The 17,956-nt window shown below is 65.0% G+C and carries 22 protein-coding genes; 7 read left to right on the top strand and 15 right to left on the bottom strand.

Annotation, left to right across the window (positions count from 1 at the left end; all coding sequences use genetic code 11):
• Positions 1–6: 6 nt before the first annotated feature.
• Positions 7–1,494, top strand: coding sequence for an HWE histidine kinase domain-containing protein (locus tag AC1RQP_RS22560; protein WP_492938558.1), 1,488 nt, complete (start codon positions 7–9; stop codon positions 1,492–1,494).
• On the opposite strand, the gene AC1RQP_RS22565 is transcribed toward AC1RQP_RS22560, so the two are convergent.
• Positions 1,491–1,712: a hypothetical protein gene (locus AC1RQP_RS22565; RefSeq protein ID WP_239621952.1), complete on the bottom strand. Its 222-nt coding sequence runs from the start codon at positions 1,710–1,712 to the stop codon at positions 1,491–1,493. The two genes, AC1RQP_RS22560 and AC1RQP_RS22565, sit on opposite strands and share 4 nt — an antisense overlap.
• 140 nt (positions 1,713–1,852) lie before the next feature.
• On the opposite strand from AC1RQP_RS22565, the gene AC1RQP_RS22570 reads away from it, so the two are divergent.
• Positions 1,853–2,110, top strand: a complete 258-nt coding sequence (locus AC1RQP_RS22570) for a hypothetical protein (protein WP_239621951.1) — start codon at positions 1,853–1,855, stop codon at positions 2,108–2,110.
• A 94-nt stretch (positions 2,111–2,204) separates the two neighbouring features.
• Complete coding sequence (locus tag AC1RQP_RS22575) at positions 2,205–2,447, top strand: hypothetical protein (protein ID WP_028176958.1); 243 nt, start codon at positions 2,205–2,207, stop codon at positions 2,445–2,447.
• A 116-nt stretch (positions 2,448–2,563) separates the two neighbouring features.
• On the opposite strand, the gene AC1RQP_RS22580 is transcribed toward AC1RQP_RS22575, so the two are convergent.
• Complete coding sequence (locus AC1RQP_RS22580) at positions 2,564–2,782, bottom strand: hypothetical protein (protein ID WP_239621950.1); 219 nt, start codon at positions 2,780–2,782, stop codon at positions 2,564–2,566.
• Between the two features lie 115 nt (positions 2,783–2,897).
• Between AC1RQP_RS22580 and AC1RQP_RS22585 the strand changes: the two genes are divergently transcribed.
• On the top strand, positions 2,898–3,092 hold the full coding sequence (locus AC1RQP_RS22585) for a DUF3072 domain-containing protein (protein ID WP_239621949.1): 195 nt from the start codon (positions 2,898–2,900) through the stop codon (positions 3,090–3,092).
• Positions 3,093–3,176: 84 nt separating this feature from the next.
• Positions 3,177–3,470, top strand: coding sequence for a DUF6496 domain-containing protein (locus tag AC1RQP_RS22590; protein ID WP_028176955.1), 294 nt, complete (start codon positions 3,177–3,179; stop codon positions 3,468–3,470).
• Positions 3,471–3,482: 12 nt separating this feature from the next.
• On the opposite strand, the gene AC1RQP_RS22595 is transcribed toward AC1RQP_RS22590, so the two are convergent.
• Together AC1RQP_RS22595 and AC1RQP_RS22600 are read right to left on the bottom strand one after the other, a co-directional pair.
• Positions 3,483–3,845, bottom strand: a complete 363-nt coding sequence (locus AC1RQP_RS22595; protein WP_492938735.1) for a hypothetical protein — start codon at positions 3,843–3,845, stop codon at positions 3,483–3,485.
• Positions 3,846–4,114: 269 nt separating this feature from the next.
• On the bottom strand, positions 4,115–5,662 hold the full coding sequence (locus AC1RQP_RS22600; protein ID WP_492938559.1) for a Do family serine endopeptidase: 1,548 nt from the start codon (positions 5,660–5,662) through the stop codon (positions 4,115–4,117).
• A 206-nt stretch (positions 5,663–5,868) separates the two neighbouring features.
• On the opposite strand from AC1RQP_RS22600, the gene AC1RQP_RS22605 reads away from it, so the two are divergent.
• Positions 5,869–6,705: a universal stress protein gene (locus AC1RQP_RS22605; RefSeq protein ID WP_492938560.1), complete on the top strand. Its 837-nt coding sequence runs from the start codon at positions 5,869–5,871 to the stop codon at positions 6,703–6,705.
• A 20-nt stretch (positions 6,706–6,725) separates the two neighbouring features.
• On the opposite strand, the gene AC1RQP_RS22610 is transcribed toward AC1RQP_RS22605, so the two are convergent.
• The 9 genes from AC1RQP_RS22610 to AC1RQP_RS22650 form a co-directional block, all read right to left on the bottom strand.
• On the bottom strand, positions 6,726–6,941 hold the full coding sequence (locus AC1RQP_RS22610) for a hypothetical protein (RefSeq protein ID WP_131866399.1): 216 nt from the start codon (positions 6,939–6,941) through the stop codon (positions 6,726–6,728).
• A 170-nt stretch (positions 6,942–7,111) separates the two neighbouring features.
• Positions 7,112–7,849: a ribulose-phosphate 3-epimerase gene (gene rpe, locus AC1RQP_RS22615; protein ID WP_492938561.1), complete on the bottom strand. Its 738-nt coding sequence runs from the start codon at positions 7,847–7,849 to the stop codon at positions 7,112–7,114.
• Positions 7,846–8,778: a CbbX protein gene (cbbX, locus tag AC1RQP_RS22620; protein WP_492938562.1), complete on the bottom strand. Its 933-nt coding sequence runs from the start codon at positions 8,776–8,778 to the stop codon at positions 7,846–7,848. Before cbbX ends, rpe begins: the two co-directional genes overlap by 4 nt.
• Before the next feature lie 96 nt (positions 8,779–8,874).
• Complete coding sequence (locus tag AC1RQP_RS22625) at positions 8,875–9,282, bottom strand: ribulose bisphosphate carboxylase small subunit (protein ID WP_492938563.1); 408 nt, start codon at positions 9,280–9,282, stop codon at positions 8,875–8,877.
• Positions 9,283–9,293: 11 nt separating this feature from the next.
• Entirely contained in the window at positions 9,294–10,754 is a 1,461-nt protein-coding gene (locus AC1RQP_RS22630) for a form I ribulose bisphosphate carboxylase large subunit (RefSeq protein WP_126256725.1), read from the bottom strand.
• 38 nt (positions 10,755–10,792) lie between these two features.
• Positions 10,793–11,878: a class II fructose-bisphosphate aldolase gene (gene fba, locus AC1RQP_RS22635; protein ID WP_492938564.1), complete on the bottom strand. Its 1,086-nt coding sequence runs from the start codon at positions 11,876–11,878 to the stop codon at positions 10,793–10,795.
• Positions 11,879–11,890: 12 nt separating this feature from the next.
• Positions 11,891–13,909 carry a transketolase gene (gene tkt / locus AC1RQP_RS22640; protein ID WP_492938565.1) on the bottom strand — a complete coding sequence of 673 codons (2,019 nt, stop codon included), beginning with the start codon at positions 13,907–13,909 and terminating at the stop codon, positions 11,891–11,893.
• A gap of 16 nt (positions 13,910–13,925) precedes the next feature.
• Positions 13,926–14,801 carry a phosphoribulokinase gene (locus AC1RQP_RS22645; protein WP_492938566.1) on the bottom strand — a complete coding sequence of 292 codons (876 nt, stop codon included), beginning with the start codon at positions 14,799–14,801 and terminating at the stop codon, positions 13,926–13,928.
• A gap of 12 nt (positions 14,802–14,813) precedes the next feature.
• Positions 14,814–15,851, bottom strand: coding sequence for a class 1 fructose-bisphosphatase (locus AC1RQP_RS22650; RefSeq protein ID WP_197968028.1), 1,038 nt, complete (start codon positions 15,849–15,851; stop codon positions 14,814–14,816).
• Between the two features lie 120 nt (positions 15,852–15,971).
• On the opposite strand from AC1RQP_RS22650, the gene AC1RQP_RS22655 reads away from it, so the two are divergent.
• Positions 15,972–16,949 carry a LysR family transcriptional regulator gene (locus AC1RQP_RS22655; RefSeq protein WP_492938567.1) on the top strand — a complete coding sequence of 326 codons (978 nt, stop codon included), beginning with the start codon at positions 15,972–15,974 and terminating at the stop codon, positions 16,947–16,949.
• 242 nt (positions 16,950–17,191) lie between these two features.
• On the opposite strand, the gene AC1RQP_RS22660 is transcribed toward AC1RQP_RS22655, so the two are convergent.
• Both AC1RQP_RS22660 and AC1RQP_RS22665 read right to left on the bottom strand, forming a co-directional pair.
• The gene (locus tag AC1RQP_RS22660) at positions 17,192–17,389 is read right to left on the bottom strand and encodes a hypothetical protein (RefSeq protein ID WP_239621936.1); all 198 of its coding nucleotides are present in this window, start codon (positions 17,387–17,389) and stop codon (positions 17,192–17,194) included.
• 138 nt (positions 17,390–17,527) lie between these two features.
• A complete protein-coding gene (locus tag AC1RQP_RS22665; protein WP_492938568.1) occupies positions 17,528–17,947 on the bottom strand; it encodes a DUF4118 domain-containing protein in 420 nt (139 codons plus the stop codon).
• Positions 17,948–17,956 lie beyond the last annotated feature (9 nt).

The raw sequence follows: 17,956 nt of genomic DNA on the forward strand, positions 1-17,956 counted from the left end.
CCGCATATGGACCACGAAAAGGTCAACATCCTGCTCGTCGACGATCAGCCGGCCAAGCTGCTCGCCTATGAGGTGATCCTGAAGGATCTCGGCGAGAACCTCGTGATCGCCTCCTCGGGGCGAGAGGCGCTGGAGGTGCTGCTCAAGACCGAGATCGCGGTGATCCTGGTCGACGTCTGCATGCCCGAGCTCGACGGCTTCGAGCTCGCCGCGATGATCCGCGAGCATCCGCGTTTCCAGAAGACCGCCATGATCTTCATCTCGGCCATCCAGGTCAGCGACATCGACCGGTTGCGCGGCTATGAGATGGGCGCGGTCGATTACGTGCCGGTGCCGGTCGTGCCGGAGGTGCTGCGCGCGAAGATCAAGGTATTTGCCGAACTCTACCGCAAGACGCGCGAGCTCGAACGGCTGAACCACGAGCTCGAGGACCGCGTCCGCGCACGCACTGCGGAACTGGAGAGCTCCACCGCGAAGCTGCGCGAGAGCGAGCAGCGGCGCAGCATGGCGATCGCTGCCGGCAAGATGGGATCCTGGGACTGGGACTGGATCAGCGGCGATTGGATGTGGGACGAGGGGCAATACCGCATCTTCGGCGTCGGCCCCGAGAGCTTCGAGGTCAATCCGGCCAACGTCCAGGCGCTGTTGCATCCCGATGACGTCGATCAGTTGCGCAAGGCGATCGCCGAATTCAACAAGGGCACGCGCGCCTATGAAACTGAGTTCCGCATCGTGCGGCCCGACGGCGAGGTACGCTGGTGCGTCGGCACGGCGGCGGCGACGGTCGACGAGAGCGGGCGCGTGGTGCGCGTCAGCGGCGTCACCGTCGATATTACCGAGCGCAAGCGCGCCGAGGAACGGCAGAATCTCCTGGCGCGGGAAGTCGATCATCGCGCCAAGAACGCGCTGGCGCTGGCGCAGTCGATCGTGCGCCTCACCCGGGCGGACGAGGTCAAGGACTATGTCAACGCCGTCGAGGGACGCATCAATGCACTGGCGCGCGTGCACACCATCCTGTCGCTGTCGAGCTGGGAGGGCGCCGAGCTCTCGAGGCTGATCGACGAGGAGCTTGCGCCCTATTCGCTCGGCGACCAGATCAGATTGGCCGGTCCCGAAGTTCAGTTGCTGCCGGCGACGGCCCAGACGCTGGCGCTCGCGCTCCACGAGCTCTTCACCAACTCGGCCAAGTATGGCGCACTCTCGACTCGATCGGGGCGGCTTGCAATCGATTGGCAGGTCGAGGACGAGCTGCTCACGCTGAGCTGGGAGGAATCCGGCGGTCCGCTGGTCATGGCACCGAAATCTCGCGGCTTCGGAACGCGAAGCCTGCTTGCGAGCGTCGAGTCCCAGCTTGGCGGACAGGCGCAGTTCGATTGGCGCGCCGAAGGTCTGTTGTGCCGCCTGGAGGTGCCGCTGACGCGCAGGACGGCCACCGCCGGACCCGGCAAGTTCGACACCGGCGGCTCCGCAGAATTGCAGCGCGCATCCGGTTAACCGGACACTGCGCTCGTCATGCGCTGGGCCATCCGCGGTTCGCGCGGAACCCGCCCTTCCAGCCAGGCTTCCGTCCGGGCGAGATCGCGCAGGGCCCTGGCGTAGCGGCGCGCCGCGCTTCGCTCTGCTCCGCGCGGGAGCCTGCGGGCCTTGCGCAGGATGTCCGCAGCCGCGTTGCGATAGGCCAGCGAGCGGTAAAGAAAGACGACCTTACCCATATCCATGTTCCCGTTTTGATGGCACTCATCCTCGCAAGCCCGGCATGAACGTCGGATGAAGCGGGCGATGACAATTATTTCAACCGAATGGAACCGGACAAGCACGCGGGTGTTTGCATGCCAATTCGGGATGCACTCCCATGCGCACGAAGAAGTCGTCTGAGCTGATCTCTGCCAGCGGACTTATCAAGCTGATGACGCATGCAATGATGGGCGCGGCCCTCGGCCTCACCTTCAGCCTCATGCTCGTCCTGTCCAATCCAGCCGTGGCCAACCTGCTCAATAACGGCGGAAGCCAGGCCATTCTGGTCTTCACTCTCACCTTGGTGACGACGTTCGCGATCGGTGCGACGCTCACCGGCGTCGTGTTCATCATTGAGGAGGACAAGCAATCTTGAAGCGCGCGTGACCCGCGGGAGATGCTTTGTCGGGAACTCCTGCGGCGAAGAGCGGTTGGCTGCCTGCGTCAAATTAACTCAGGGAGTTTCCCGCATGAAGACGACCAAGCTCGCTCTCGCCGTAATGTTGGCAACCGGCCTTGCCGCCGCGCCGTTCGCCGTGCAGGCCAAGTCACACAAGGCCAAGCATGGATCCTCGATGTCATCGTCGCAGACCACCGGCGCCAACACCAAGTCTTCCAAGGGCGCTGATCCTTCCGGCCAAGGCGGCTCCGGCCCCGGCTCCGATCAGGGCGGTACCATGACGAACAAAGGCGGCATGACCAACACCAAATAGGCCACTCCCTGGAAATCCATCGAGGGCCCCGCCCGTTGCGGGGCCCTTTCTCTTGGGACTCGGGCGCAGTTTCAAATCCGGTGCGCGTCCAGCTCCTCCTCCGCCGCGCTCCCTGATCAGCGGGGCCCGCTCGCGCGCACGGGATTGCCCGTCTTCGCGGGACGAAGGCGCACCCGGTCGCGGACGTCAGGCAGAACGTCGCTGCCGCCAGCTGCCTTCCATTCGCCGATCAGGAGGTTGATTCTCCGGCGCAGATCCATCTGCGCCAGGGCCCTTTCCGTGCAGTCGCAGCCGCGCTCGACGAGATCGCGCACCGACGCCTCGACGTCGGCCATTTCGAGCCTCAAGACTCTGATTTTACGTCGAATTTCATTAATTCTGTTGTCCATGGCTTGTTAGAACAAAATAAGAACATATAGTCAAGTCACGATTTCAGAACGGAGAACGCAGATGCAGGTTCAAGGTAAATACGACGCCAGGGTTTTTCTCGGCGAGCAGATGACGCGGGCGCAGGGTCTCAGGCTGAAGCGGCTGAGCGATGAGGCCTATCAACCCGCCCAATTTGCACGGGACCTGTCCTTCGGTGAGGCTGCACGGCGCATCCAGGCGCTGGAGGCGGAGATCGAACTGGCGAACTCCTTCTAGCTGCGCCGCGCACCTGCACGTTGTGTACGCGCTGCCGGAACCATGGCGGAGCCGAACGGTTCTCCTCGCCAAGGGAGAGCATGGATGGCACGCAAGGCAAAGAAACGTCGCTACTCACGCAGCTCCGGCAGCGATGTCGAAAGCGAGATGCGGCGCTACAAAAAGGGTACCGCGAAGAGCGGGCGCGGGGGACGCGGCGGCCGCGTGAAGAGCCGCAAGCAGGCAATCGCGATCGGACTGTCGAAGGCGCGCAAGAAGGGCAAGAAGGTCCCGAAGAAGGCATCGAAGCGGAAGAGTGCCAAGAAGACGTCGAGAAAATCGTCTAAGTCAAGCAAGTCGTCAAAGAAGTCGTCGAAGCGCAAATCCAGCAAACGCTGACGCTGACCTCTCTCAGATCATGCTGCCCGGCATGAAGCAGCGGATCGAAATCCCGAACGCCGTCTTCACCGGCCACACCATGGTGCGGCCGGCCCGGTTTGGCTCGGTGATGACGGCTTCGTCCGGCACATCTATCCACTGCCCATCCAGACGCACGCGGTAACGCCCGTTGTGCGACTCCCAGTCGGGATCGGCGACGGCAAATCCATCCGCATCCGAGCAGCACGGGCCGAGCTGGCTGCGCAGACTGTCGAACCATGGTTTCAGGGGGGAGTTCGCGTAGCGGCCGTCGTCACGCCCGAGCGCGTTTCCGCCCCAGAGCACAAATGACGCTACGAGCAGTGTACTCCTCCGCGAGAGCTTCAATCGAACCATGTCGGCACCGATCAAATGCGAACCGCCGGCAAGTTCCACAAAGCAGCGGCAGGCTCGAAGTTCCACGACTGCAACCCACCTTTGCGACTCCCTTGCCGCAGCGGTGCTGGAACTGTGATGAGCGAACACGGCTTTTTCGGACGAACTGCGTCACCATTCCTGTGGTTAACGAGAATGTTATCAACAACCCAACGGGAATTTCGAGGCTGAACGGGAAAGGCGGCCCGAGGGCCGCCTTTTTTGATCTGCGTCGCTCGATGCGCGCGTCTCTACGCGAGCGGAACTGCGACGAATCTCGTCGCCTCCGCGCTTCTGACCTGCAACAGCACGCTGCGCTTGCCCGACGATTTGGCCTGCGCCAGTTCCGAACGGACGTCGCCGACATTGGCAACGGCCTTGCCGCCGACATTGAGGATGACGTCGCCGGTCTGAATGCCGCGCTGTGCCGCCGGCCCTTGCGGATCGACCTCGGTGACGACGACGCCCTTCTGGCCCGCACCCTGGACGTCACCTGCCGGCGCCAAGCTGAGGCCGAGGCGCGGCGTGCCGGCATTCGGCTGCCCTCTGCCCTCGTCGGCATTGCCATTTCCTTTGGCTTGCCGCTCGTTCGGCAGCTCGCCGAGCGCCAGGGTCACCGTTTTGCTGTCGCCCTTGCGGAAGACGTCGAGCTTCACGGACGTGCCCGGCGCCAAGGTGGCGATGGTGCGGGCGAGGTCGCGGGAGTCCTTGATCGTGGTGCCGTTGACGGCGGTGATGACGTCCCCCGCCTCGATGCCGGCCTTCGCCGCCGGGCTGCCATCCTGCGGATTGTCGACGATCGCCCCGCGCGCCTCCTTGAGGCCGAGGCTGTCGGCAATATCCGATGTCACGGGCTGCACCTGCACGCCGAGCCAGCCTCGGGTGACCACACCCTTGTCCTTCAATTGCGCGACGACGAGCTTGGCGGTCGAGGCCGGAATGTCGAAGCCGATGCCGACCGAGCCGCCCGAGGGCGAGAAGATCGCAGTGTTCACGCCGATCACGTTGCCGTTCATGTCGAAGGCCGGGCCGCCGGAATTGCCCTTGTTGATGGGCGCATCGATCTGGATGAAATCGTCATAGGGACCATTGCCGATATCCCGGCCGCTGGCCGAGACGATGCCGGCCGTCACAGTGCCGCCAAGACCGAAGGGATTGCCGACCGCGACCACCCAGTCGCCGATGCGCGGCTTCTGGTCGGAGAATTTGACGAACGGAAAGTCCTTCTTGCCATCGACCTTGATCAGCGCGAGATCGGTCTTCGGATCGGTGCCGACGACTTTCGCAGTGTAGGTCGTGCCGTCATCCATCGTCACCTGGACGGACTCGGCGTGGTCGACGACGTGGTTGTTGGTCACGGCATAACCGTCGGCGGAAATGAAGAAGCCGGAGCCTTCGCCCGTGATCATCTGATGGCGCTGGCGCGGCATGCCGTTCATGCCGCCCGGGGAGCGGAAGCCGAACTGTCGCGAGAACTGGTCGAACGGCGTATTCTCGTCCGAATCCATCCGGTTCTGCTGCAGCATCGCGGTCTTGTCGTTGTTCTGGTCGATCTTCACCCGCACCGAGATCACCGCGGGTTTGACCTTGCTGACCAGATCGCCGAAGCCCGGCGGCGTCGCGGCGGCTTCCGCAGCCTGAGCCGGCGTAATGAAGGAGTTCGTACCGAACGGCGCAGAGCCTGGCGCCATTGACAGGGCGGCCACGCCCAGCGCGGCCACGGTGCCGAGCAGCACGAGCCGGCGCGGCCTCAAGATCTTGCGGGACGTGGTGGTGTCGGAATTGACGCGATCGTTCATGTCGAAATATCCATGTTGAGCTGATGTCGCCTTGCCCTCAACATGGTCGCTGCCACCTTACGGCGTCCCGTCCATCCGATTAAATCTCGGCAAACAACGGGAGAGCGGGCGCAGCAGGCAGATCGCCGCCGCCCATTTGATGCAGCTCAACACGGGCGCTTCGCGCAGTGAAAAACTGCGCTCATGAGGTCCACCGGAGGCGCGCCATGTACAAAGACATTCTCGTCCACATTCCCACCGAACGTCCCATGCGGCCCGCGATCGAGGGCTCGATCTCGCTCGCGTCGTATCTCAACGCCCATCTCGACGCGGTCGCGGTCGGCCATGTCGCAACCAGTGCAGCTTACGTGATGGAGGGCGGCGCGGCGGTGGCGGCCGTGTTCGAACTGGAGCGCGAGCGGGCCGTGGAGCGGGCCGAGGCCGCGCTCGCGGTGTTCAGGAGCGAAGCGGCGAACGCCGGCATCTCCTACGCCTGCCACGCGCTCGGCGCGATCCCGGCGGATGCAGCCGTCTCGCTCGGCGAGATGGCGCGCCTGCACGATCTCAACATCGTGCTCCAGCCGGATCCGACGCAAGGCGCGTTTGACAACGACGTGCCAGGCGAGATCCTGTTTCAGGCGGGCGGCCCGGTGCTGTTCCTGCCCTACACCTTCCGTGGAGCCTTCAAGGCGAACCGGATCGGCATCTGCTGGGACGGCAGCCGCCTCGCTGCCCGTGCCGTGCGCGACGCAGCGACGTTCCTGGCGCGCGCCGCAGAGATCGTGATCATCACCATCAACGAGGCCGACGCCGTCTCCGGCGAGGCTTCAGCGAGCAGTCTGGCAAAACATCTCGGCCGGCGCGGACTGCCGACCCGCACGGTCAGCCTGTCGGCGGCACGCGCCGACATTCAGCCGACCGTCCTGTCGCTCGCGGCCGACGAGAGCCTCGATCTCCTGGTAATGGGCGGCTACGGCCATTCGCGGTTGCAGGAGCGCGTTCTCGGGGGCGTCACCCGCGCCATGCTGGAAGCCATGACAGTGCCGACGCTGATGTCGCATTGAGTCGAGCCGGCTTGGGGCCATTACGCCGCGACGGGAGCCTGCCATGGCGGGGGCGCAGCAGTGTTGTCCCCGTCGCGTTGCACATTGCACGCGTCGAAATGCGCCTTGAGTTCGACTTCGGCGAGGTGTTCGAAATGTTCGGCTTGGCCGAGGAGTTCCCAGGTCTGGAGCGGCCGGTAGGCCGCCTGCTGACGACAGAGGGACGCCAGCGCCCGGTAGCGACGTACGTTCTCCATGAGACCCTCCCTCGCATCTGCCGAGGTTATTGCCTTAGTTTACGTCAGGCCGATGGCGATTGTGCAAAAGATTTGCTGCGCCCCCTCGCCTGATCTCGGCTCGTTCTTGGGAAATGCGTAGGCGGGTCAAAGTTCCAAATTGCGCCCAGGAGCGCTCGGCCTTCTCTAGACTACCGGCTACGGCCTCCATCGCTTGCGCGCATCCGCTGCGCAGAACTGTTTTGCAGGTGCGGAACTCGGCCGGCCTCGGCGGCGGCGCGAATGGCCGCGATATTGGCGGCATATTCGGCCGCGCCCCTGCCACGAAACACGGCGGAACCCGCGACCAGCGTGTCGGCGCCCGCTGCAGTCACGGCAGCGGCATTGTCGCGCGTGACGCCACCATCGACTTCAAGACGGATCGGCCGCTCGCCGATCATGGCCCTAATCCGCCTGATCTTCTCGATCTGCGACCCGATGAATGATTGGCCACCAAAGCCTGGATTGACCGTCATCACCAGCACGAGATCTATACGGTCGAGCACATATTCGATCGTCGCCTCCGGCGTCGACGGACAAAGGCTGACGCCAGCCTTCCTGCCGAGCGAGCGGATCGCCTGGAGCGAGCGGTCGAGATGCGGGCCGGCTTCGGCGTGCACCGTGATGAGGTCCGCTCCGGCTTTCGCGAACGCCTCGAGATAGGGATCGGTCGGCGCGATCATCAGATGCACGTCGAAGACCTTGTTCGTCAACGGCCGGATCGCCTTGATGACGTCAGCACCGAAGCTGATGTTCGGCACGAAATGCCCGTCCATGACGTCGCAATGGATCCAGTCTGCCCCGGCCGCATCGATCGCCGCGACCTCCTCGCCGAGACGAGCGAAATCCGCGGCCAGGATCGAAGGGGCGATGAGGATTTCTCCGCTCATGGCTTTGCACTCCGCGCGTCGGCGCCGCCGCTGAAGACGCGGCTCGCAAGGACGTCCGCGGGATCAATGGTTTCGAGGTCGGCGACATCGAGCATGCGGTCGAGATCGGACACCAGGCGATCGGCCTGCCGCAGACGAATGCGGTCGACGGCGTTGCGGATCGAACGGGCGTTGGAGAAAAACGGCTGGGTCCGGCGAAATTCGATATACTTCTCGAAAGCCTCGCGCGCGGCCGCCGAGAAGCGATAGCCGCGCTCCTTCAGCATCAGCTCGGCGATCACGAGCAGCTCGGCTTCCGCATAGTCAGGAAATTCGATGTGGTGCGCGATGCGCGAGCGGAAGCCGGGATTGGAGGCGAAGAAGCTCGTCATCCGCTCGCCATAACCGGCAAGGATCACGACGAGGTCTTCGCGCTGGTTCTCCATCACCTGGAGCAGGATCTCGATCGATTCCTGGCCATAGTCGCGCTCGTTGTCGGGACGATGCAGGTAATAGGCCTCATCGATGAACAACACGCCGCCCATCGCCTTCTTCAGGATCTCCTTGGTCTTCGGCGCGGTGTGGCCGATATACTGGCCGACGAGGTCGTCGCGCGTCACGGAGATCACCTGCCCGCGCCGCACGAAGCCGAGGCCGTGCAGGATCTTGGCCATGCGTAGCGCCACGGTCGTCTTGCCGGTGCCGGGATTGCCCGTGAAGGACATGTGCAGCGTCGGCGGCGCGGAGGCCAGTCCCGCCCGCTGCCGGATGCGTTCGACCAGCAGCAGCGAGGCGATCTGGCGCACGCGGTCCTTCACCGGCTTGAGCCCGATCAGCTCCTGATCGAGCTGTTGCAGCGTATCGGTGATCCCGGCCGCTTCGGCCTCCTTGCGAAGATCAAAACGAGTCTCGTTCTGTTCGGTCGTCGTTGCATGGGGAACATCGAGCATCGGCACCTCGAAGAAAAGAGCTTCGCCGCCGGGAGCGGCGAAGCAGTGGTCCGCCAAGGATGCGGAGCAGGGAGAGCTCCGCGCGGAGGAGAATGGCTATTGAGCGGCGTGGGCGGCCGGCTTGCGCATCGTGGTGTAACGGATCGCGCGGCCGCCGACTTCCTGCCGCACCAGCTCGAACTCCGCCTCTTGCGGCGGCCGGTTGACGAGGAAGGAGATCCGCACCGATTCCCAGCCATGGCTGGAATCGAAGCCGCTGATGCGGATGTAGCGGTCGCCGTACACCCTGCGGCATTCGGCGAGCTCCATCATCACGCCGGCGGCGTCCTGGAGATCGAACATCGGCAGCCCCCACATCTCCCAATAGGTGTTGCGGGGATGCGGATCGTCGGTGAACTCGATATTCACCGCCCAACCCTTGGTCAGACAATATTGCACCTGCTTGGTGATCTGATCGTCAGTGAGATCGGGCAGGAACGAGAAGCAGCCTTGAGTCAGCTTCATGTCAAATCTCCTCAAACGGTTTCGAGCGCGGTCGGCACGAAGTCCGGCGTGTCGGTGGATTGATAATTGAAGGTCACGTCCTTCCAGACTTCGAGCGCCGCCTTTAGCGGCGTGCAGGTCTCGGCCGCCCTGGCCAGGATCTCCGGGCCCTCGTGGACGTAGTCGCGGCCCTCGTTGCGAGCGAGGATCATGGCTTCCAGCGCCACGCGGTTGGCGATCGCGCCGGCGGCAATGCCCATGGGATGGCCGATGGTGCCGCCGCCGAATTGCAGCACCACGTCTTCACCCAGGAGATCGAGCAGCTGATGCATCTGGCCGGCATGGATGCCGCCGGAAGCAACCGGCATCATCTTGTTGAGGCTCGCCCAGGACTGGTCGAAGAACAGGCCGTGCTCGAGCTTGGCCGGATTGAAGTCCTCGCGGCAGACGTCGTAATAGCCGCGCGTGGTATTGGGGTCGCCTTCGAGCTTGCCGACCACCGTGCCGGCATGGATGTGGTCGACGCCGGCAAGCCGCATCCACTTGGCGATGACACGGAACGACACGCCATGGCTCTTCTGCCGCGTATAGGTCGAATGCCCGGCGCGGTGCAGATGCAGGATCATGTCGTTGCGCCGCGCCCATTTGGCCATCGACTGGATCGCGGTGTAACCGATCACGAGGTCGATCATGACGATGCAGGAGCCGAGCTCCTTGGCGAACTCAGCGCGCTCGTACATGTCCTCCATCGTGCCCGCGGTGATGTTCAGGTACGTGCCCTTCACTTCGCCGGAGGCGGCCTGCGCGCGGTTCACGGCTTCCATGCAATAGAGGAAACGATCGCGCCAATGCATGAAGGGCTGCGAGTTGATGTTCTCGTCGTCCTTGGTGAAATCGAGCCCGCCCTTCAGCGCCTCATAGACCACGCGGCCGTAATTGCGCCCGGATAGACCGAGCTTGGGCTTCACCGTTGCGCCCAGCAGCGGCCGGCCGAACTTGTCGAGCCGCTCGCGCTCGACCACGATGCCGGTCGCCGGCCCCTGGAACGTCTTCACATAGGCGACGGGGAAGCGCATGTCCTCCAGGCGCAGCGCCTTCAGCGGCTTGAAGCCGAACACATTGCCGATGATCGAGGCCGAGAGGTTCGCGATCGAACCCGGCTCGAACAGGTCGAGGTCATAGGCGATATAGGCGAAATACGAGCCGGGCGAGCCCGGGACCGGATCGACGCGATAGCACTTGGCGCGATATTTCTCCGCAGCGGTGAGGCGATCGGTCCACACCACGGTCCAGGTGGCGGTCGAGGATTCGCCGGCCACCGCAGCAGAGGCCTCGATCGGATCGACGCCCTCCTGGGGCGTGACGCGAAACAGCGCGATGACATCCGTGTCCTTTGGCGTGTAGTCGGGCTCCCAATAGCCCATGCGCTTGTATTCCATCACGCCGGAGCGATAGCGCTCTTTGCCGCGGACCGTGCCTGCATGTGCGTTCATGTCTCTCTCCTGCTCTTTTCTCTGCTCTTTCCGATTGACTAGGCCGCCACGAACTCGCGGGCGTCGACGCGCGGATCGAGCTCGCTGGCGCGGTAGCGCCGCGCCATCTCGCTCATCGGGACCGCCTTGATCCTGCTCGCATGGCCCGCGGTGCCGAACTGCTCGAAGCGCTCGCGGCAAAGCTCGCGCATCGCATCCATCGCCGGTTTGAGGAACTTGCGCGGGTCGAACTCACTGCGGCTTTGCGCCGCCACCTTGCGAAACACCGCAGTCATAGCCAGCCGACAGTCGGTGTCGATATTGACCTTGCGCACGCCGCTCTTGATGCCGCGGACGATCTCGTCCACCGGCACGCCCCAGGTCTGCGGCATCTCGCCGCCGAACTGGTTGAACATGTCCTGGAGCGACTGCGGCACCGAGGAAGAGCCGTGCATGACCAGATGGGTGTTCGGCAGCCGACGATGGATCTCCTCGACCACGCGCATCGCCAGGATGTCACCATCGGGCTTGCGGCTGAACTTGTAGGCGCCGTGGGAAGTGCCCATCGCGATCGCCAGGGCGTCGACCTTCGTTGCGCGGACGAAATCGACGGCCTGGTCGGGATCCGTCAAGAGCTGATCGTGGCTGACCTTGCCCTCGACACCGTGGCCGTCTTCCTGCTCGCCGCCGCCGTGCTCCAGCGAGCCGAGCACGCCGAGCTCGCCTTCGACGGAAGCGCCGACCCAATGGGCGAGATCGACGACGCGCCGGGTGATCGCGACATTGTAGTCATAGTCGGCCGCCGTCTTTGCGTCGGCCTTGAGCGAGCCGTCCATCATCACCGATGTGAAGCCGTGGGCGATGGCCGAGGCGCAGGTCGCCTCGTCATTGCCGTGGTCCTGGTGCATGCAGAGCGGGATGTCCGGATAGGTCCGCTCCAGTGCGTCGATCATGTGCGAGAGCATGAGATCGCCGGCATAGCTGCGCGCGCCGCGCGAGGCCTGGATGATCACCGGCGCGTCGACCTCGGCCGCCGCCTGCATGATCGCGATGCCCTGCTCCATATTGTTGATGTTGAATGCCGGCACCGCGTAGCCGTGGCTGGCCGCGTGATCGAGCAGTTGGCGAAGGGTGATACGAGCCACGATTGATCCTCCTTATCGACTCTTGCGGGCGATCGCCCGGCGGGCGGCTTCTGCAATGCTTTGCGGCGTGATGCCGAACTCGCGGTACAGCACCGGCGCGGGCGCCGAGGCACCGAAGCCGCGCATGCCGACGAACTCGCCGTCGGCACCGATCCAGCGTGGCCAGTCGCCCAGCACCGCCGCCTCGATGCCGACGCGCGGCGCGGTGCCGAGCACGGAGGCGCGGTAGTCTTCCGGCTCCTCCTCGAACAGCGCGAAGCAGGGTGCGGAGACGACGGCCGCTCGGATGTGCTCGGTCGCGAGCAGGCGGGCGGCTTCCAAGGCGATCGAGACTTCCGAGCCGGTTGCCATCAATGTCACGTCGCGGCCGCCGTCCGGGGAGACAACGAGGTAGGCACCGCGCGCGACGCGGTTCTTGCCGCGAGCATCGCTGCGGAAGGTCGGCAAGGCCTGCCGCGACAGGCACAGCACGGACGGACGATGCTCCGCCGTAAGCGCACAGTCCCAGGCCTCCAACGTTTCCACGGCATCAGCCGGCCGGAACACGAGCAGGTTGGGAATGACGCGCAACGCCGCGAGATGCTCGACCGGCTGGTGCGTCGGGCCATCCTCTCCTAGTCCGATGGAGTCGTGCGTCATCACATGGATCACGCGCAGCCGCATCAGGGCCGCAAGCCGGATCGCCGGCCGGCTGTAGTCGGAGAACGCGAGGAACGTGCCGCCATACGGGATGAAGCCGCCATGCAGCGCGAGGCCGTTCATCGCAGCCGCCATGCCGTGCTCGCGAATGCCGTAATGGATGTAGTCGCCGGTGAACGCACCGCGCTTGACCGGAGCCTGCGCCTTGGCATGCGTCAGGTTCGAATGAGTGAGGTCCGCGGAGCCGCCGACCAGACCGGGGATGGTCCCGGCGATACCGTCGAGCACCTGTTGCGAGGCCTGCCGTGTCGCGAGCTTCGGACGCTCGGATGCGAAGCGTTCACGCAATTTCGCTGCAGCCAGCGCATAGACGGCGGGCAGAGCCACGGCCTTGCCCTCGACGAACAGATCGCGCTGCTCGGGCGTTGCGCTTTCATAGCGATCGAGCCAGGCGAGACGGTCGACCTGTCCGCGCTGCCCGATCATCCGCCAGGCCTTCTGAATCGGGATCGGCACGACGAAGGGCTGATAGTCCCAGCCAAGCGTCCGCCGCGCCGCTGCCGTCTGGTCGGTGCCGAGCGGCGCGCCATGCGCCTTCTCGGTGCCCTGCCGTTCCGGCGCGCCATAACCGATGATGGTGCGGCAGGCGATCAGCGAGGGCTTCGTCGTTTCACGCTCTTCCGCAATCGCCTGTGCAATGGCTTCGGGATCGTGGCCGTCGATGCGGCGCACCGACCAGCCGGAGGCGGCAAAGCGCGCGAGTTGGTCGTCGGAGGTGGCCAGCGAGGTCGGGCCGTCGATGGAGATGCCGTTGTCGTCGAACAGGACGATCAGTCGGCCGAGCCCGAGATGGCCGGCAAGCGAGATCGCCTCCTGGCTGATGCCTTCCATCAGGCAGCCGTCGCCCGCGACGACGTAGGTGAAGTGGTCGACAAGGCCGTCGCCATGCCGTGCATTGGCCATCCGCTCGGCGAGCGCCATGCCGACCGCGGTCGCGATGCCCTGCCCCAGCGGCCCCGTCGTGGTCTCGACACCAGGCGTATGACCGTATTCCGGATGACCCGGCGTCTTCGAGCCCCATTGCCTGAAGGCCTTGATGTCGTCGAGGCTGACGTCGCCGCCGGTCAGATGCAGCAGCGCATAAAGCAGCATCGAACCGTGGCCCGCCGAGAGCACGAAGCGGTCGCGGTCGGGCCAGTTCGGATGCGCCGAGTCGAATTTCAGAAAGCGCGAGAACAGCACGGTCGCGACATCGGCCATGCCCATGGGCAGCCCGGGATGGCCGGACTGCGAGGTCTCGATTGCGTCCACCGCGAGGAAGCGGACAGCGTTGGCGAGATCGTGGTGCGTGACCGCCGTGAGGTCGGCTTCGGCGTGGACGGAGATGTTCATCGGATTCTCTCCTCGTTCACTTCAGGTTTCGCTTGCGCTCGATCAGCTGCATGATCAGCGGCGTCAGGATCAGCTGCATCGCGAGGTCGAGCTTCGCGCCCGGACACACGATCGAGTTCGCGCGGGACATCCAGCTTTGCGGCAGCATCGAGAGCAGATAGGGGAAGTCGATGCCGCGCGGGTTCTTGAAGCGGATCACGACCATCGATTCGTCCGGCGTCGGAATCCAGCGCGCGACGAACGGGTTGGAGGTGTCCACCGTCGGCACGCGCTGGAAGTTGATGTCGGTCTCGGTGAATTGCGGGCAGATGTAGTGGATGTAGTCCGGCATCCGCCGCAGGATGGTGTCGGTGACGGCCTCGGTGGAATAGCCCCGCGCGCTGCGGTCGCGGTGCAGCTTCTGGATCCATTCGAGATTGATGACGGGCACGACGCCGATCTTCAGATCCGCATAGCGCGCGACATTCACCTTGTCGGTGACGACGGCGCCGTGCAGGCCCTCGTAGAACAGCAGGTCCGAATTCTCCGGCAGCCCCTTCCATTCGGTGAAGGTGCCGGGCGCAGCGCCGTGCAGCGCGGATTCCTCGGCGTCGTGGACGTAGTGCCGCGTCACCGCCGTGCCGGTCTCGCCGTAATCGCGGAACGCTCGCTCCAGCTCCTCGAACAAATTGGTCTCGGGGCTGAAATGGCTGAAATGCTTGTTGCCGCGCTCGGCCTCCTTGGCCATCTGCGCGCGCATCTCGGCGCGGTCGTAGCGATGGAAGGCGTCGCCCTCGATATAGGCGGCGTTGACCTTCTCGCGGAAGAAGATCTGCTCGAAGGTCTTCTTGACCGAGGTGGTGCCGGCGCCGGAGGAGCCGGTGATGGAGATGATCGGATGCTTCCTGGACATGGCGCGCCTCGCTCAGAGCCGGAAGAAGCCGCGGCGCGCGAACAGCGGCGCGGAGACGCTGGCAACCAGCAGCGGATCGCAATGCAGCTCCTCGACCCGCCGGACCTCGTTGCTCGAGCCCATGATCAGCGGGACGCGCTGGTGCAGGCTCTGCGCAGACAGTTCGAGGATTCGCTCGCGCCCGGTCGAGGCCGAGCCGCCGGCCTGCTCGATGATCATGGCCATCGGATGCGCCTCGTAGGTGAGGCGCAGGCGGCCGTCGCCATAGCCGGGGCGCGCATCGGAAGGATACAGGAACACGCCGCCGCGGGTGAGGATGCGATAGGCTTCCGCGACCAGCGAGCCAATCCAGCGCATGTTGAAATCGTGGTTGGCCGGCCCGTCGACGCCGGCGAGGCACTCGTCGACGAAGGCGCGCACCGGCGGATCCCAGTGCCGGCGATTCGACGCGTTGATCGCGAACTCCTCGCAGGCCTCCGGGATCTGCACCACGCTGCGCGCGAGGCGGAAGCAGCCGGATTTGCGGTCGAGCGTGAAGATGTCGACGCCGTCGCCGAGCGTCAGCACCAGCGAGGTCTGCGGACCGTAAGTGACGAAGCCGGCAGCGAGTTGCGCCGAGCCGCGCTGATGGAAGGCGAGCGAGAGATCATCGGGCGCCGGCAGGATCGAGAAGATCGTGCCGACGGTCATGTTGATGTCGATGTTGGAGGAGCCGTCGAGGGGATCGATCGCGATGCAGATGCGCCCCTGACGGTCGACGATCTGGGCCTCGCGCATCTCCTCCGACGCCAGCGCCGCGATCGGCAGCCGGCTGAGGCAGCGGCGCAGGATCGCATCGGCCTGGACGTCGAGATCGCGCTGGAGATCGCCATCGCTGTTGCGGCCCGTGGTCAGGCCCGAGGCGTCGGCGAGATCGCCGGATGCGATGAGATCGGCGATCTCGATCGCCGCTGCCGCGATGGCATCCACCGCGCCCGCCACCGCCAGCGCGTGGGGTGCGGTCTCGGAATACCGTTGAAGGTGGTCGTCCAGCCTGAGTTGCCCGGTCATCTGCGTCCATCCCCTCTGTCGGCGCCGCATCCAGTTTCCTCCCCGCTGGAGGTCGGTGCGATCAGTCCCGGCATCAGGAGATTGACAGGGCCGGCTTAATAAGGAAAATTTCTATTCATAATGAGCCTCAAAGAATTTTCTTATAATGGCCCCGGCCATGCGGCGGCCCAGCTCCGGCATCTGACGATCCGGCAGCTGCGCTCGCTCGCGGCGCTCTCGGCCAAGGGCAGCGTGACGGCGGCATCCAGCCATCTCGGGCTGACCCAGCCGGCCGTGACCCAGCAGCTCCGGCAACTGCAGGACCTGGCCGGCCTGCCGCTGGTGCAGCGGACCGGCGACGGCATGCTCCTGACGGAAGCGGGCAAGGAGGTGCTGGCGCTGGCCGAGCGGGTCGAGGCCGCCATCACGGATTGCCAGGGCGCGCTCGACCTGCTCGCGGGGCGGACCGGCGGCACGGTGAAGCTCGGTGCGGTCTCGACCGCGAAATACTTCGTGCCGCATGCGATCGCGGCGTTCTCCAAGCGCTACCCCAAGATCGAGATCAAGCTGACCATCGGCAATCGCGAGGAGATCCGCGAGGCCATGCACGGCTACGACCTCGACTTCGCGGTGATGGGTCGGCCACCGGCCGACGTCACCGTCGACGTCCGCCAGCTCGGGCGCAATCCGCACATCATCGTCGCGCGCAAGGGCCACTGGCTGGAGAAGGATTCCGGCCTCAACCTCACCGACCTCGTGCACGAGACCTTCCTCACCCGTGAGCCCGGCTCGGGGACGCGGACGCTGATGGAGGGCCTGTTCCAGAAGTCGGATCTCGAGCCGGTCATCGGCATGGAGATGAGCAGCAACGAGACCATCAAGCAGGCGGTCATCGCCGGGCTCGGCGTCGCCTTCATCTCGGCCCACACCGTAGCGCATGAGCTCGCCGAGGGCCGGCTCGTCGTGCTCGACGTCGCCGGCCTGCCGATCGTCCGGCAATGGTACGTGATCCGCCGCAGCGACAAGGTGCTGCTGCCGCCCGCGCAGGCGATGTTCGATTTTCTGGGCTCGGAAGGATCGAATTATCTGCCCGACGTGCCCGAACTCGGCGGGCGATAGCCGGCCGGCGCTCAGCTCATCAGCTTCATGGCGACGGTCGCCGCCAGCACCACGATGATCTGGAGCAGACGCTCGGTCGTGAAGATGCGGTTGAAGGTGGTCATCGCTTGCCCGGGCCGACGTGAAGGAGATCTCGATCGGCTCGTTGCTAGCACACAAGGATGCGGAGACAACTCCGTAATTGTCCCGTGGGCGATCGCACCTTCGGCAAGCCGGTTGCCGGCCACGCCGATGGCTGGCGATCAGGCCGCGAGCGGGGCGGTGCAGTCCGTGCGCGCCGCGAAATAGGCCTCCAGCTCCGACAGCGCCCGCGCTTCCCAATCCCTCGCCTGCTCCAGCAGCGACCAGCTCTGGCCCGGGCGGAATGCGGCGGTCTGGCGATAGAGCGATGCGATGCCGCGATAGCGGCGCACGTTCTCCAAGATGGCGTGACCGTTCATGTCCGAAAACTCCCTCGTCATTCCCGCGGGAGAAACTGCGGCCAAATCTTTTTCGAAAAGTTAGCGGCGCGCGGCAAGTTCGCGGATGGTTGCCGGACTGTTGCACGTCCGCAACGCGCACGGTCCTGCCCGGCCGATTTATTGCGGATTCGTTGCCGCGCTCTCGCCCGAAGGCTTCAGCCCGCTGCGACTGACGATCGTCATCGTCTCGCGGCAGAGATCGGCAAGGCCGATCAGCAGCACGGCCAGGAGGCAGAACAGGTTGATGGAATCGGCGTTCGCGCTGGTCAGCGTGGTGAACTGGAAGAAGGGCGGTATGAACGCCCACCACACCAGCGGAATCGTAAGCAGCGCGGCGAATGCCGCCGCCGGTGCGCCCGCCGCCAGCGCCAGCACGAACAGGCTGGGCAGGAACGCTGCGAAATAGAGCTGCGCGCCGAGCGCGACGCAGATGCCCTGAAGCACGGCCGACATGGTGACGACGGCCAGCCCGAGCAGAAACGCCTGCCACGACCATGGCCGTACCCGCGGTACGCCAAACAGCCCCGCACGCCTCATCCGCCTCTC

It is taken from the genome of Bradyrhizobium sp. GW821-FHT13H06 (assembly GCF_058803975.1).